Here is a 14,814-nt window from a genome sequence, read left to right as displayed (position 1 = left end):
CAGTAAAAACTGGCAAATCCCCAAAAGCATAGCCCCATTGTCCGGGCATTGCAATGGTGACTGGGTGTAGGGGGTGCTGCCGAGGCTTGCCCCTTGCCTTTCGCCTCCCCCCGTTGCTATGTATCGGCCGCGAGGTAAACCATGTCGAAAAAATCAGCCGTCCGCATTGATCCCCTGACTCTGGCCCTGCCCCTTGCCGGGGTGGACAGCCACGCGCACCTTGATGGTCAGGAATTTGATGCGGATCGCGATGCCGTGCTTGAACGCGCCCGTGCGGCAGGTATTGCCCAGGTGGGCAACGTTTTTTTGGGACCGGAAGAGTATCATGTCCGCCGGGCCTATTTTGATGCTCACCCCGAGGTTTTTTTTCTTATGGGGGTACACCCCTGTGATGGGCAGAAGTGTACACAGGAGCGTCTTGCCACCATGCGCGCGGCCTTTGCCGCTGACCCCAGGCTCAAGGCCGTGGGCGAAATAGGGCTGGATTTTTACTGGCCTGATTGCCCGAAGGAAATCCAGTATCAGGCTCTGCGCGATCAGCTTGCCCTTGCCCGCGCCGTGGAGCGTCCGGTGGTCATTCACTGCCGCGATGCAGAAGAAGAAACGCTCATGACGCTGGAGGCCGAGGGCTTTGCCGGGTATCCGCTCTTGTGGCACTGTTTTGGTCAGGGGCCGGAAATTGCGCGGCGCATCTTGCGCAACGGCTGGCACATATCCATTCCCGGCCCTGTCACGTACAAGGCCAATGAGGCCCTGCGCGAGGCCGTGGCCCTTATCCCCGCCGACCGTATGCTGCTGGAAACCGACGCCCCCTATCTTGCACCTCTGCCGTGGCGCGGCAAACGCAACGAACCGTCCTATACGGTGTTTACCGTGCGGGCCATGGCCGAAGCGAGGGGAGAAAATCCCGAAGAACTCTGGCGTACCTGCGGCGACAATGCCCGCCGGTTTTTCGGTCTGCCAGCGCAGGAATGATGCGGTGCTGACCCCCGCCAGCCCTGCTCGCGCGGCTGGCCTCGCACGGGTCTGTTCTTGTGTCCACATGGCAGAAGTGATACCATGTCCAAAGCCGCTCGAAACGGTGGCTTGGTAATTTTTTTGATAGATATTTTCAGTGCTTTGTCCGGCCTGCCGCAGCGTATTGCTGCGGCAGGCCGCCCCGGCGCGTCCTCTATAGCGTCAGCGCAAGCTGTTTGCCCAACTTCAAGGAGATTCCATGTCGGATCTGCGTACCCCCCTCACTGCCTGGCACGAGGCGCATGGCGCAAAAATGGCCCCCTTTGCCGGGTGGCTCATGCCCATCCAGTATGAGGGTATTATTGTCGAGCATCAGCACACCCGCCAGCATGCAGGCCTTTTTGACATCTGCCACATGGGTGAGTTCCTTATTGAAGGCCCCGGCGCGGACGAAGCCCTGAGCAAGGCCGTGAGCCATAACCTCCAGACCCTTGCTCCCGGCAAGTGCCGCTACGGCTTTTTGCTCAACGAAAAGGGAGGCGTGCTGGACGACGGCATCATCTACCGCTTCGGCCCTGATTCCTTTATGGCCGTGGTCAACGCAGCCTGCGCCGCCAACGACTTTGCCGTGCTGCGCTCCCGCCTGCCCCAAAGCGTCAAGATGACCGATATTTCCGCAGAAACCGGCAAGATCGACCTTCAGGGGCCGGAATCCCTGGACGTGCTTGAAAAGTTGCTGGGTCAGAATTTTCATGATCTTGGCTACTTCGGCTTTCGCGAAACCACATGGCAGGGTACGCCCCTGCTGGTGAGCCGCACCGGCTACACCGGCGAGCTGGGCTATGAGCTGTACATTGACAGCTCCGTGACCGAGGCTTTCTGGAGCGCCCTGCTGGCTGATGAACGCGTCAAGCCCATAGGCCTTGGCGCACGCGATACCCTGCGCCTTGAGGCTGGTCTGCCCCTGTATGGGCACGATCTGGACGAGAATCACAGCCCCGCCGAGGCAGGCATGGGCCGCATGATGACCAGCACAGCCGATTATGTGGGCCGCCAAGGCGCGCAGAACATTGCCGAAGTGCTGGTGCCCCTGCGCATTGACGGCCGCCGCGCCGCCCGCCATGGCGATGTGATAGCCCTTGCTGACGGCACGGAAGTGGGCCACGTGACCAGCGGTTCGTTTGCGCCCTCGCTGGGTTATGTGATCGCCTTTGCCTGGGTCAAGGCCGCGCATGCCGGGGCCGAAAATTTTGTGGTTCGCGCCGCCAGAACGGAGCTGCCCGCCGCGCGGGTTGAAGCGCCGTTCTACACCGAAGGCACCGCGCGTAAAAAACTGGCCTGATACGGTCGTTGATCTCTGGGGGCCGCATCGCACGGTACATCCCGCAGAACAGCGTAATTTTTATAACGATTGAACCCAATTTTTCAGGAGTTTGCACATGGCTACCAATCCCGCCGATATTCTGTACAGCACCAGCCACGAATGGACCCGCATTGAAGGGGACGAGGCCGTCATCGGCATCACCAGCTTTGCCCAGGAATCCCTTGGCGATATCACCTACGTGGAACTGCCCCCTGTGGGCGATCAGCTTTCTGAAGATAAGGAATTCGGCTCTGTGGAATCGGTCAAGGCCGCAAGCGACCTGATTTCTCCCGTTTCGGGCGAAGTGATAGCCGTGAACGAAGCTCTGGAAAACACCCCCGAGCTTTGCAACAGCGATCCCTTTGGCGAAGGCTGGATTGTGCGCGTCAAGCTGGCCCACAAGCCCGGCGGCCTGCTGGACGCGGCGGCTTACGAAGCTCATTGCGCCACCGAAAAGCATTAATCCGTCATGCCGTGTGACATGGGTAGCGCAGTTTAACCACGTTACCCTTGTATGATTTGGGGCTGCCTGCGCGCTGGCAAACTTTTGCACCGAGTGTGTAACAGCCTGAAATTTTTTCTTTCGCACCGGCTGGAGCAGCGTCGTACAACGGCGGGTTCCAGCCGGAGTCCCTTTCACAGCGGCTGCCGTCGCACAAGCGGTACAACGTGTCCGGCGGCAAGGAGCTAGTATGCCATACATTCCTCATACGCCGGAAGAGTTGCATGAAATGCTCTCCGTAGTTGGCGTGCGCAGTCTGGATGAGCTTTTTTCCGACATCCCATCCAGCATGCGCCCCCAGAGCTTTGATCTGCCCAAGGGGCAGAGCGAAGCCGCCGTCTGCGGACACCTTGAAGAGCTGGCAGCCAAAAACTGCCCCGGTCATGTGTCCTTTCTCGGCGCGGGCTTTTATAATCACGACATCCCCAAGGCTGTGGACGCGCTCTCTGGCCGCAGCGAATTTTACACCGCCTACACGCCCTACCAGGCAGAATGCTCGCAGGGCACCCTGCAGGCCATTTTTGAATTCCAGACCGCCGTCAGCCGCCTGATGGAAATGGATTGCGGCAATGCCTCCGTGTATGACGGCGGCACCGCCATTTTTGAAGCCGCCATGATGGCCGTGCGCTCCACGCGCCGCCGCGTGCTGGTGGTGGACGAAGCCGTCAACCCCATCTGGCGCTCCATGCTGGAGGCCTATGTTTCCAGCCTTGATCTGGAAATCAAGACCGTCCCCCAGCAGAATGGTTGCAGCGATATGGACGCCCTCATGGCTGCCACCGACGCTACCTGCGCTGCCGTTATCGTGCAGAATCCCAACTTTTTCGGCGCGGTGGCGGACTACACGGCCCTGTTTGCCAAGGCCCGTTCCAACAAAGCCTTTGGCGTCATCTCCGTGTATCCGGTCATGCAGTCTGTGCTCAAAACCCCTGGTGAAATGGGGGCTGACGTGGCCGTGGCCGAAGGCCAGAGTCTTGGCATGAACCTCTCGTTCGGTGGCCCCTACCTCGGGCTCATGGCCTGCCGCAAGGAACACATCCGTCAGTTCCCCGGCCGCATTGTGGGCCGCACCACCGATGTGGACGGCAAAACCGGCTACGTGCTGACCCTGCAAGCCCGCGAGCAGCACATCCGCCGCGCCAAGGCTACCTCCAACATCTGCTCCAATCAGGCTCTCTGCGCCCTGCGCTCGCTCATCCACATGAGCCTGCTTGGCCCGCAGGGCCTCACCCGGGTTGCCGAAAACAACATGGCGCTTGCCCGCTACGCCGTTGAACGCCTTACCGGCCTCAAGGGCGTGGAACTGCTCAACAGCGCCCCTTACGGTTCGGAAGTGGCCCTACGCCTGCCCATGCCCGCTGCCGAAGTGGTCAAGGCCATGACGCCCAAGGGCGTCGTGCCCGGCTATCCGCTGGGCAAGCACTATCCCGGCATGGAAAACGTGCTGCTGCTCTCGTGCACCGAGGCCAACAACCGCACCCAGATAGACAAGCTGGCCGAAATCATGGGAGGTCTGTTGTGAAAACCATTTTCGCCAAATCCGTTTCTGGGCGCACTGCCTGCTGCCTGAACAGCGACGCCCCCAAGGCTGAGGCCATGTTGCCCGCAGACCTGCTGCGCAAAAAAGCTCCCCGTCTGCCCGAATGCTCGGAACTGGACGTGGTGCGCCACTTCACCCAGCTCTCGCAGCTCAACTACAGCGTGGACGCCAATTTTTATCCCCTTGGCTCCTGCACCATGAAGTACAACCCCAAGTTCATGGAATACGTGGCGGCGCTGCCGGGCTTTACCCACCTGCACCCCATGATGGCCCAGCTTGAAGGCGGGGCCGACTGCGCTCAGGGCGCGCTGCAATGCCTGTATGAAGCCGAAAATTTGCTCTGCGAACTCACGGGCATGAAGGCCTTCACCTTCCAGCCCATGGCCGGGGCCAACGGCGAGTTCACCGGCGTCAAGCTTATTGCCGCCTATCATAAGGCCAAGGGACGCAACCGTAAAAAGATGCTCATTCCCGATGCGGCCCACGGCACCAACCCTGCCTCCGCCGCCCTTGCAGGATTTGACACCATCAATATCGAATCGCGCGACGGCATGGTGGATCCCGAAGCCATCGTGGCGGCCATTGCCGAACACGGCGAAGATGTGGCGGGCCTTATGATGACCTGCCCCAACACCCTCGGCCTCATGGAAGTGCACCTGCCCCGCATCGTGGCGGAACTGCGCAAGGTCGATGCCCTGCTGTACTACGATGGCGCGAACATGAACGCCATCATGGGCAAGATGCGCATGGGCGATGTGGGCTTTGACGTGGTGCACCTCAACGTGCACAAAACCCTTGCTACCCCGCATGGCGGCGGCGGCCCCGGCGCTGGCCCTGTGGGTGTCACTGACCGTCTGCTGCCCTTTATGCCCGCCCCGCGCGTGGCAAAGCACCCTGATGGCCGTTTCTTCCTCGATTACAATCTGCCGCAGACCATCGGCCCCATCGGCCCCTTCTACGGCAGTTTTGGCGTGGTTATCAAAGCCCTGGCCTATATGCTTCGCCTCGGCGGCGAAGGGCTCACCCGCGCATCTGAATACGCGGTGCTCAACGCCAACTACCTCAAGAAAAAGCTTGAGAAAGTGCTGGAGATTCCCTTCAAGGATCGTTTCTGCGCGCACGAATTTGTGGCGTCCGCACCCGAGGGACTGCGTGCGCTGGATATCGCCAAGGCCCTGTTGCAACGCGGCATCCACGCGCCCACCATCTATTTCCCGCTCATCGTGCACGAGTGCCTCATGGCCGAACCCACGGAAACGGAAAGCAAGGAAACCCTGGACGGTTACGTGGAAGCCCTGCAGGAAATTATCCTCACGGGCAAGGCTGATCCCCAGTCTCTTCAGGAGCTGCCCACCAATCTGCCCGTGCGCCGTCTGGACGAAACCGCCGCTGCGCGTCAGATGGTGCTGACGGAAGATATGGGGTAGGTAAAAACTGATGGGGGCAGGGGCGCTTTTTGAAAAAAGCGCCCCTGCCCCCAAACCCCCATCCCCGCAAAAACTTTTATAACGGGCCTTGGCTGATGCTGAGGCCTGTTTTTTGTCGTTGCTGGTGGGGGATATTTGTAGCATTGCTACCCTTCGGGCACAGGGTTCAGCCTCCAGCGAAGTTTGGGACGCCTGCGAGGCGTGCGTTTTCGCCTTCCCGGCGTGGTGTTGCGAGTATTTGTCGCCCTGCGGGCACACCATTTCGCCCTCCGGCGAAGCTTGGGACGCCTGCGCGGCGCGCGTTTTCGCCTTCCCGCGTGGTGTTGCGAGTATTTGTCGCCCTGCGGGCACACCATTTCGCCCTCCGGCGAAGCTTGGGACGCCTGCGCGGCGCGCGGCAAGGCGGGGCCGGTTATGGGGCTGCGCCCCCTTCTCGGCCCCCCTTGCATCCCCCCCGAAGCACCCCCAAAGAGGAATCTTCAATTCCCTTCGCGTGGCGAGGGCAACGCGGCTGTAGCTGCGGGAGCTTCCTTCACTCGCTGCACTCGTTCAGGTGATCTCCCTCCGCGCCGCGTTAATGCCAGAGTACACATTCGCTTTGGATGATTTTCCGTTTCAGCTGGATAACATCAGTGACTGTGACGTTGCAGTGTTTTCTTTAAATCTGACAATCATTGGCACTTGGAGATCTCGGTTAGCCCTCAGTCCGGTATGCAAAGTATTTTCAGCGGGTCAAGGCAAATGTCGTCGAGATGTAGCTGAAGTGACAAAAGCGGGGTGAAATCGTTCGCTAGGTACGGGAGCAGATGACAATATCGAGTTTCATTCAGCTAGGGCAAGGCGGATAACTTGCGCGCAACTGGAACTCGGCACGTCATCAAAAGCTGGTCGTGAAGTCGCCTTCCTTAGACTCGCCGGAGCGTAGCGGAGGCGATGGTTGGTGTTGGGCGAATTTGCAAAATACGGTTTTTGCGGTCTGAAAAGGAAGCGCCGGGATTTTGAGCGCAGCGTACTCATGTACGTGAGCATCAAAATCCCGGCGCTGACGCATTCAGGCCGTAAAAGTCGGGTTTGCGTAAATCAGCCTGACAGGCTCACCCGCACTACCGTATGGGGAAATTCTTCTTCTTGCCCTATGCCATCTCCTCCACAACGCCAGCAGCCAGCACTCGGCCTTCTTCGTCATAAACCGCTGCCACCTGACCGGGCGCCGTGGGAAACTGAGGTTCAGCCAGCATAATGCGCAGACACGCATCCTCTACCTGCACTCTCGCCGGGCATGGCCGCTGCCGATGCCGCAGCCGTACAAGCAACCTGTCAGGCCAAAGATGCGGCGGCAATGCGATATTTGCTGGCCCTGTCACGCAGGTGCGTATGCCCAGCAAAGCACGCGGCCCGACCACAAGTGTGTTGGTGGCGCTGTCCTTGGTCAGCACAAAAAGCGGCTCCGTATGAGCGATGCCAAGGCCCTTGCGCTGCCCCTCCGTATAGCGCCACAGGCCTTTGTGCTGGGCAATTTCGCGCCTGTTGCCCGCAGCGTCCAGCAAGAGCACTGGCCCCGGCCCAGGCGCGATGGTGCCAGCTGCCTGCCAGTGCCGCTCCAAAAAGGGGCGATAGGCTTCTGCGGCAGACATGCCAGCCTGCGCTGTGGGCGGGGCAAAACAGATATCCTGGCTCTCGGACGGCAGGGGAACTGCCAGCCCTGCTGCCGCCACAATGGCGCGGGTCTGCTCCTTGTTCTGCCCGTAAAGCGGAAACAAGGCGCGGCTCAACCGTTGACGCGGCACAAGGCTGAGAAAATAGCTCTGATCCTTGGCGGCATCCGCAGCGGCGGCAAGCAGGGGATAGGCTTTGGAAGTTTCATCCTCGCCCACAGTTGTTGGCGCGTCTGGGGCGGGAACAAGGCGGGCGTAGTGTCCGGTGGCAAGCTTGTCCGCACCGAGAGCAAGGGCGGTGTCGAGCAGCACGCCAAACTTGATGGCCCGGTTGCAGTAGGCGCAGGGGTTGGGGGTGCGCCCCTGGGCATAGGCGGCGGCAAAGGGGGCCAGCACTTCGCGCTGAAAGGCTGCGCGCAGGTCGGCCACATGCAGAGGAACCCCTAGCGCGGCGCAGGCTTCGGCCAGCCCTGCGGGGGCGACAGTTGGGCCGTCTGGTAAAAAAAGACCGTGCAGGGCCAATACGCGAAAACCCGCATTGCGCAGCATGACCACTGCACACAGGCTGTCCACGCCGCCGCTCACGGCAACGGCTACAGTAGGGCTATGTGTATGGGGGGCGTTCATGGATTTGTTCACTCCCTTGCAGTTTTCGCCGTGGAGGGCGTAGCTGCTGACGCAGCGCGTAAGGGATGGCGGGAAAGAGGGAGGGGATACGACAGGAGGGACCCCTTGCGGGCAATGGCCCCTCCTGCCCAAAAGCGAACTACAGAATCTGGTTCAGGAACTGCCGCAGGCGCGGATGGCGGGGGGCAGTGAAAAGCATTTCGGGCTTGCCCATTTCCACAATCTGGCCCTGGTCCATAAAAATGAGGCGGTCAGCGACCGTGCGCGCAAAGCCCATTTCGTGGGTTACGCAAACCATTGTCATGCCTTCTTCTGCCAGCTTCACCATAACGTCCAGCACTTCGCCCACCATTTCGGGGTCAAGGGCTGATGTAGGCTCGTCAAAGAGCATGATGGAGGGCTGCATGGCCAGAGCGCGCGCAATGGCAACACGCTGCTGCTGCCCGCCCGAAAGCATGGCCGGGTACACATTGGCCTTGTCGCTGATGCCGACCTTTTTGAGAAGACTCAGGGCGCGGGCGTCAGCCTCCTCGCGCGAGAGCTTGCGCAGGTGGCGCGGGGCAAGAGTGAGGTTTTCCAGTACCGTCTTGTGCGGAAAAAGATTGAACTGCTGGAAAACCATGCCCAGATTCTGGCGCATCTCGTTGATGTTGTTCTCATCGCTCTGGATATCCTGCCCCTGAACAATAATGCTGCCCTGGTCGATCTGTTCCAGTCTGTTGATGGAACGCAGCAGGGTGGACTTGCCGGAGCCGGAAGGGCCGATAATGACCACACGTTCGCCGGGAGCAATATCCAGACTCACATCCTGCAAGGCAGGCAGCGAACCAAAGTACTTCCAGACGTGATTGATGGAGATAATGGGGGCGGCGCTATTTTCCGTCATAGTAGTTCAGCCTGGATTCCATGATGCTCACAGCCTTGGAGAGCACAAGAGTGATAATCAGATACATAATTGCCACTATGGTGTAGGTCTCAAAATACAGATATGTGGTGCCCACAAAGCTGCGCGCGCGTTGCATGATGTCCGGCACGGCCATGATGGATACAAGCGAGGTATCCTTGAGCATGGCGATACATTCGTTGCCCACGGGGGGCAGAATGGTGCGCATGGCCTGGGGCAGCACCACAAGGCGCATGGTCTGGTAGCGGTTGAAGCCCAGCGAGCGTGCGGCTTCAGTCTGGCCCTTGTTGATGGCCGTGATGCCCGCGCGGAACACTTCGCCCATGTAGGCGCCGTAGCAAAAACTGATGGCAACCACCGCAGAGGTCACGCCGCTCACCTGCACAAAGCGCGAGAGTGCGTAGTAGATGTAAAATATCTGCACAAGCAGGGGGATGCCGCGTATCACTTCCACATAGGTGGAGGCGATGAGATTTATGAGGCGGTTGTCCGAAATGCGACCAAGCCCTGTGAGCAGCCCCAGCGGCACCGCACAGCAGATGGAAAGCAGGGTGATCTTGAATGTGATCAGTATGCCGTCCGGCAGGTAAAGCAGAATGCGCAGGTATGGCTCGGGCCAGAGCGTACAGAGGGTAAACAGGGTGCCGAGCGCGCCCACCAGGGCGATAGACCATGCGTTTATCAGGCGCCATTCACGCGGGTCGGGGATGGACGCGCCATCCGTGACCATAATGATGTTGCCTTTGCTTCCATCTTTTTTATCGTGCATCGCAGTCCTTCATGACAAGGCGTTTGAGGCTGGCGGCAGGCAACGGGCTGGGCCGTCTCGAGATGCCGCAGGTTATAACGGGCTGGCCCTGTGGTGTAAGGCATTGCCCTGGTTTGTGCAATGGCTTCCGGGAGTTTTCCCGGAAGCCAGCAAAATATCGCAAAAAAAAGCAAGCTAGTTGGAAGCGCCCATCCATTTCTGGAGCAACTGGGCTTCCACGCCGGAAGCTTTCACGGCCTTGATGCCCTTGTTCAGCTTTTCCACCAGATCCGGGCGGCCCTTGCGCACGGTAAAGCCGTAGTATTCCTTTTCTTCGGTCTTGAAAGAAATGTTCAGCTTGCCGGCGGTGTCGGCCTTTTTGTTGACGTAGTAGAGCGCAACCGGGTCATCGCAGATAACGGCGTCAAGGCGTCCGCCCAACATGTCCTGAATGGCCAGGCCCACATCGTCGTATTCCTTGAGATCAACCGTCACGCCAGCCTTGCGGATAACGAACACGCCGGTGGTGCCGATCTGGCCGCCGACCTTCTTGCCCTTGAGGTCGGCCAGGGTCTTGATGCTCTTGCCAGCGGGCAGCACCACAGCCTGGGCCACTTCATAATAGGGATCAGAGAAGTCAAACTGCTTCTGACGTTCTTCAGTGATGGTGGTGGCGGAGGCTACGATGTCGTACTGTCCGGTGGCTACACCGCCGAAAATGCCGTCCCAGGCGATGTTGCGCACGTCAACTTCAAAGCCGGCAGCCTTGGCGACAGCTTTGATGAAGTCCACATCAAAACCTTCAGGCTGCTTGTTGGCATCCAGCATTTCCATGGGGGGCCAGGTGCAGTCGGTGGCCACAACAAATTTTTCAGCAGCCATAGCCTGGCCGCACAAAAGGGAAACGGCAACAAGGGCCAGCAACAGACGACGGATCATGTCCACTCCTTAAAATACGGCGGGGCGCCCAGGCCAAGCCCGAACGCCCCGCGAAAACGGAACGTTAGTTGGATTTACCAAGCCACTTTTCAGCAATTTTGCGGTCTTCGCCAGAAGCCTTCACAGCGGCAATGCCCTTGTTCAGCTTTTCCACCAGGTCCTTGCGGCCCTTGCGGACGGTGAAGCCATAGTATTCCTTTTCGTCGGCCTTGAACGAAATGTTCAGCTTGCCGGCGGTGTCAGGCTTTTTGTTCACATAGTACATGGCAACCGGATCGTCGCAGATAACGGCGTCAAGACGGCCGCCCACGAGGTCCTGAATGGCCAGGCCCACATCGTCATATTCCTTGATGTCCGCGTTGACATTGGCCTTGCGCATAACAAAGATGCCGGTGGTGCCGATCTGGCCGCCGACCTTCTTGCCCTTAAGGTCGGCCAGGGTCTTGATGCTCTTGCCAGCGGGCAGCACCACGGCCTGAACCACTTCATAGTAAGGAGCGGAGAAGTCAAACTGCTTTTCACGCTCGGGGGTAATGGTCACCGAGGAAGCCACGATGTCGTACTGTCCGGTGGCCACACCGCCAAAAATGCCGTCCCACGCGATATTGCGCACTTCAACCTCAAAGCCTGCGGCTTTGCCCATGGCGCGGAGGTAGTCGGTGGAGAAGCCTTCAGGCTGCTTGTTGGCGTCCAGCATTTCCATGGGGGGCCATGTGCAGTCGCTGGCAACAATGAATTTTTCGGCGGCGGCCGCCGGCCCGCAGAGCAGGGCAAGGGTAATCAGGGCAAGAATAACACGGCGAAACATAGGACCTCCTAACCAGGTTTTATGATTCAGGCCCGCCGCTGTATGCGTCATGGGGGACGCCTGCGCCGTAATCATGCGGCCGTAATCACTGAAAACGGCTACAGGCTGCGGCGGTCCGTGGTTCGCCGGTAAGCGCGGGGTGCACCAGTAGGGCGGGCTACCAACCAGAAAAGAGCGTCTCACTTTTTAGCGTTGGCGGCTCCCGGCGTCAAGCGCTCCGGGCTGTTGGACTGACAGTTTGCGGGTATTTACCACGCATTGCCGGGCGCTGGGCCTTCGTCTTCATCCTCAGGATTCTTTTCGGGGGCGGGCGGCGCGACAAGCGCGGTGCGGGCAATGGATGGTGCGGGCGCTACAGGAATGGGCTGGTCGTCCACATCATCGGCGCGCTCGTCGCGCAGGGCCTGCTGCAAAAACCAGTCTTCGCGGATGCGCCAGGATGCCGCAGCCGTATAGGCGGGCGAAGAATAGCCCACAGAAAGTACCAGGGTGCGGCGGGCATGTTCCTGCAGGCGGATGAGCAGGGGGGTAAAGTCCGCATCGCCGGAAAGAATGATGAATTCGTCAAAGTGGGTGGAGTGGGAAAGGTCGTCCATGCAGTCCATCACCAGATGGATATCGGTGCTGGTTTTGCCGCGTGTGGTCAGCGGCGGGCAGTCCACCACCTGAAATGCGCTGCGGATGAAGGGATTGCGGTATTCCTGATAGCGCTGGGGGTTGAGGTAACACACGCGTTTGAGGATGCGGCGGCGCACGCCTTCGCCGTACAGAATGCGCAGCGCATGGTTTTCAATCCAGCGCACCCACCGGTATGGAACAGAGCCAAAGGCCCTGGCAGCCTCGGGGTCAATTTCAAGAAAGCGGGTGTAAATATTGTCGAAGTCAACGTAAAGAGCACTGAATACTTCGTCAAAACCGGTAAATCTGGCCATAGTATACCTCAATGGTGAAATAATTTATCGCAAAAGTATATTTTGCCTGTTCCCCTAATGCAAGGACTTTACGGCTACTTGAATTTATGCCCGCCAACGGATACACCTTGCGCCATAATCTGTATCCAAACAAAGGGCGCATGAGCTGTGCTGAATATATATAATGAAGCAAAAAAACAGGGTTTGCACGTGCGGGAGCACCTGCTTTGCGCACTGCGCAATCCGTCTGATGTACAGTGGCATCGTTGCCTTTTCTGGTCGTTCTGGATTTCGCTGGCCTCCTTTCCCATAGGGTACGGTGCGCGTGAGGTCTTGCCAGTCATCTGCTTTATTTTTTTGTTGCTCTATTATCGCTACAACTGGGCAGAAAGTGTTTTGCACAGGCTTGATGCGCGTCCGTTTTTTTATTGCCTGTGGGCCATGATCGGTATTGGCGTGTTTTTTTCAGAACACATATGGACTTCACTTCTCCACGCGGGCACAGGCATTAACAAGGGTTTTATTCTGCCGTTCATCGGCATGGAATGCGTGCGGAGCGAAAAAGACCTGCGCCGCCTTGTGTGGGCCTGTGCGCTGGCCTGCTTCTGGGAAGGGCTGGACGGCCTGCATCAGGCGCTGACCGGCACGGATTTCATCATGGGCTATGCTCTTAATGCGGGCAGGCTCACGGGGAGCCTCGGCGATTACACTGTGGGCAACTACATAGCCCTGGCGCTCATCCCTGCCTTTTCCCTCTGGTTCATCTTGCGCCGTGCCCTCTCGCCTGCGGTTTCGGCCCTGCTGTGGTTCGCAACGCTTTGGCCCGCGTTTTTTCTGCTGATTGGCGCAAGCAGCCGTAGCGGCGCGCTGGCTGTGGCAGCTTCCTTTGGTTTGTGGGTGCTGCTGCGCGGGGGCCGTGGACGCTTCAAACTTGCCGTGGGCTCGCTGGGCATTCTGCTGGCGGTGCTCCTGCTGCAGGGGCGGGCCGGGCTGGGCGCGGTGGAGAGCGATGGCCGCTGGAGCCTGTGGCATCTGGCGTGGCAGGTGTTTTGTGAGCATCCCTGGCTGGGAGCCGGAGCGGGCCGTTATAACGAGGCCTTCCGCGCGCTCGGTCTTGCGCCTGAAAAAGACGTTATCACCATCAGCCATCCGCACAACCTTTATCTGGATATGCTGTACGCGCATGGTATTGTTGGCTTTGTGCTGGGTATGATTTTTCTGCTGGGCTTTATCTGGTGGGGCTACAAGCGTATACGCCCGCGCCTGCTGGCAGAGCTTGAAAGCAAAAGCCCCAGCATCTACTGGCGCTTGACTGCCTGGTTCTGGATCGGTTTTGGCGGTTGGCTTGTCAACGGCATCTTTGGACATGACTTTTACCGCATCTGGTGGTTGGGCCTTGCCATGAGCCACCTTGGGGTCATGATCGGGGCTGTGGTCAACGGTCTGGACGCCGCCCCGGAAGACCTGGCCGAGCAGGCGCGTCAGGATGAAGCCGTAGCGGTGGGCAAAACATTCTTTTAAGAGTCCCATACGAGCAAAAGAGAATGCGGTTCCACACACTGTATGTGGAACCGCATTCTCTTTTGCAAGCCTTTTGGGAAAGCCTTACTGATCGGTAAAGTCTTCAGCGCTGGTCTGCTGCCCGCCATGCGAGCGCAGCATTTCAAGCGCCTGCTCCTTGGTGAGCACGCGGCCCACGCACCGTGTGTGCTGGCGCTTGTTTTCAGGGCAATAGCCCATTTGCACGCAGCTTGGGCCAGCCCCTGCAAAGAGGTCGGGCGCGGCCTTGCGGCTGAGGCGCAGTATCTGCCACGCCAGATGGCGAATTTCGTGCTGTGCGTTGCGGCAGCAGCGGATGGCAAACCAGTCGAGCAGGGCGTGGGCGTTCATGCCGATGATGGCCTTGAATTCCGTGGCCTGTGGCTTCAGGTAGCGCAAGTCTTCTTCAGGCAGGCCCGCGTCAAGGCCAGCATCATACCACTGGCGTGAAATGTCAGCCAGATCGTGCCCGCTGAGGGTTGCCGTGTGCCCGTCGGGCAGGGTCACCTGCGCGGAAAATTCGGCAACGCTGCGCGGATACACCACGGAATAGCGGCGCTTGCCGCCCAGTTCCGCCCGCCCGGATTTGATGAGGTACGAGGCCAGCCGCTTGCGCACAAGCTGGGTTTCGGTAACGCGCGAATAGCCCTCGACGCCAAAGAGAAAAAAGTCGAACTCCAGCGCGGCCCTGTGGCCCGAATCGAGAATATTCTGCACTATCTGGCGCGAGTAAGGCGAGGCCACGATTTCTTCCAGATCGCGCTCACTGCGCACAAACCGGGCGGCGATATCCGTATAGATTTTTCCGCCGCCTGCCAGCAACACAACCTTGCCGTTGCCAGTGTATTTTTCGTCAAGCATGGATTTCCGCCTAATCTAATATGGGTCAGTACA

At 59.1% G+C, this 14,814-nt stretch carries 13 protein-coding genes; 6 read left to right on the top strand and 7 right to left on the bottom strand.

All coding sequences use genetic code 11. The annotated features are described in order from the left end of the window. Positions 1 to 141: 141 nt before the first annotated feature. The 5 genes from ACUZ79_RS13590 (at position 142) to gcvPB (ending at position 5,789) form a co-directional block, all read left to right on the top strand. On the top strand, positions 142 to 975 hold the full coding sequence (locus ACUZ79_RS13590) for a TatD family hydrolase (protein WP_449251915.1): 834 nt from the start codon (positions 142 to 144) through the stop codon (positions 973 to 975). Between the two features lie 241 nt (positions 976 to 1,216). Further along, positions 1,217 to 2,299 carry a glycine cleavage system aminomethyltransferase GcvT gene (gene gcvT / locus ACUZ79_RS13585; protein WP_449251914.1) on the top strand — a complete coding sequence of 361 codons (1,083 nt, stop codon included), beginning with the start codon at positions 1,217 to 1,219 and terminating at the stop codon, positions 2,297 to 2,299. A 97-nt stretch (positions 2,300 to 2,396) separates the two neighbouring features. Then, positions 2,397 to 2,783: a glycine cleavage system protein GcvH gene (gcvH, locus tag ACUZ79_RS13580; RefSeq protein ID WP_022659599.1), complete on the top strand. Its 387-nt coding sequence runs from the start codon at positions 2,397 to 2,399 to the stop codon at positions 2,781 to 2,783. A gap of 229 nt (positions 2,784 to 3,012) precedes the next feature. Next, positions 3,013 to 4,344, top strand: coding sequence for an aminomethyl-transferring glycine dehydrogenase subunit GcvPA (gene gcvPA, locus ACUZ79_RS13575; protein WP_240824900.1), 1,332 nt, complete (start codon positions 3,013 to 3,015; stop codon positions 4,342 to 4,344). Then, complete coding sequence (gcvPB, locus tag ACUZ79_RS13570; protein WP_449251913.1) at positions 4,341 to 5,789, top strand: aminomethyl-transferring glycine dehydrogenase subunit GcvPB; 1,449 nt, start codon at positions 4,341 to 4,343, stop codon at positions 5,787 to 5,789. Before gcvPA ends, gcvPB begins: the two co-directional genes overlap by 4 nt. 1,133 nt (positions 5,790 to 6,922) lie before the next feature. On the opposite strand, the gene ACUZ79_RS13565 is transcribed toward gcvPB, so the two are convergent. The 6 genes from ACUZ79_RS13565 to ACUZ79_RS13540 all read right to left on the bottom strand — a co-directional run bounded on the left by ACUZ79_RS13565 (position 6,923) and on the right by ACUZ79_RS13540 (position 12,402). Then, positions 6,923 to 8,071 carry a tRNA-specific 2-thiouridylase gene (locus ACUZ79_RS13565; RefSeq protein WP_449251912.1) on the bottom strand — a complete coding sequence of 383 codons (1,149 nt, stop codon included), beginning with the start codon at positions 8,069 to 8,071 and terminating at the stop codon, positions 6,923 to 6,925. 139 nt (positions 8,072 to 8,210) lie between these two features. Continuing rightward, positions 8,211 to 8,957 carry an amino acid ABC transporter ATP-binding protein gene (locus ACUZ79_RS13560; protein ID WP_276612890.1) on the bottom strand — a complete coding sequence of 249 codons (747 nt, stop codon included), beginning with the start codon at positions 8,955 to 8,957 and terminating at the stop codon, positions 8,211 to 8,213. Continuing rightward, positions 8,944 to 9,744 (bottom strand): amino acid ABC transporter permease, encoded by an 801-nt coding sequence (locus ACUZ79_RS13555; protein ID WP_240824903.1) that lies wholly within the window; start codon positions 9,742 to 9,744, stop codon positions 8,944 to 8,946. The genes ACUZ79_RS13560 and ACUZ79_RS13555 overlap by 14 nt, the downstream gene beginning before the upstream one ends. A gap of 174 nt (positions 9,745 to 9,918) precedes the next feature. Continuing rightward, positions 9,919 to 10,662 (bottom strand): basic amino acid ABC transporter substrate-binding protein, encoded by a 744-nt coding sequence (locus ACUZ79_RS13550; RefSeq protein WP_240824904.1) that lies wholly within the window; start codon positions 10,660 to 10,662, stop codon positions 9,919 to 9,921. Positions 10,663 to 10,726: 64 nt separating this feature from the next. Beyond that, complete coding sequence (locus tag ACUZ79_RS13545; protein ID WP_215648050.1) at positions 10,727 to 11,470, bottom strand: basic amino acid ABC transporter substrate-binding protein; 744 nt, start codon at positions 11,468 to 11,470, stop codon at positions 10,727 to 10,729. A gap of 248 nt (positions 11,471 to 11,718) precedes the next feature. Next, positions 11,719 to 12,402: an NYN domain-containing protein gene (locus ACUZ79_RS13540; protein WP_449251911.1), complete on the bottom strand. Its 684-nt coding sequence runs from the start codon at positions 12,400 to 12,402 to the stop codon at positions 11,719 to 11,721. 189 nt (positions 12,403 to 12,591) lie between these two features. Here ACUZ79_RS13540 and ACUZ79_RS13535 point away from each other — a divergent pair, with 189 nt between their 5' ends. Then, complete coding sequence (locus tag ACUZ79_RS13535) at positions 12,592 to 13,902, top strand: O-antigen ligase family protein (protein WP_240824907.1); 1,311 nt, start codon at positions 12,592 to 12,594, stop codon at positions 13,900 to 13,902. Between the two features lie 84 nt (positions 13,903 to 13,986). Here ACUZ79_RS13535 and ACUZ79_RS13530 read toward each other — a convergent pair whose 3' ends face one another. Continuing rightward, positions 13,987 to 14,781 (bottom strand): FAD-dependent thymidylate synthase, encoded by a 795-nt coding sequence (locus tag ACUZ79_RS13530; RefSeq protein ID WP_449251910.1) that lies wholly within the window; start codon positions 14,779 to 14,781, stop codon positions 13,987 to 13,989. Positions 14,782 to 14,814: the final 33 nt, after the last annotated feature.

Source organism: Desulfovibrio faecalis, from assembly GCF_053570625.1.
This window is presented reverse-complemented; position numbering and strand designations above follow the sequence as displayed.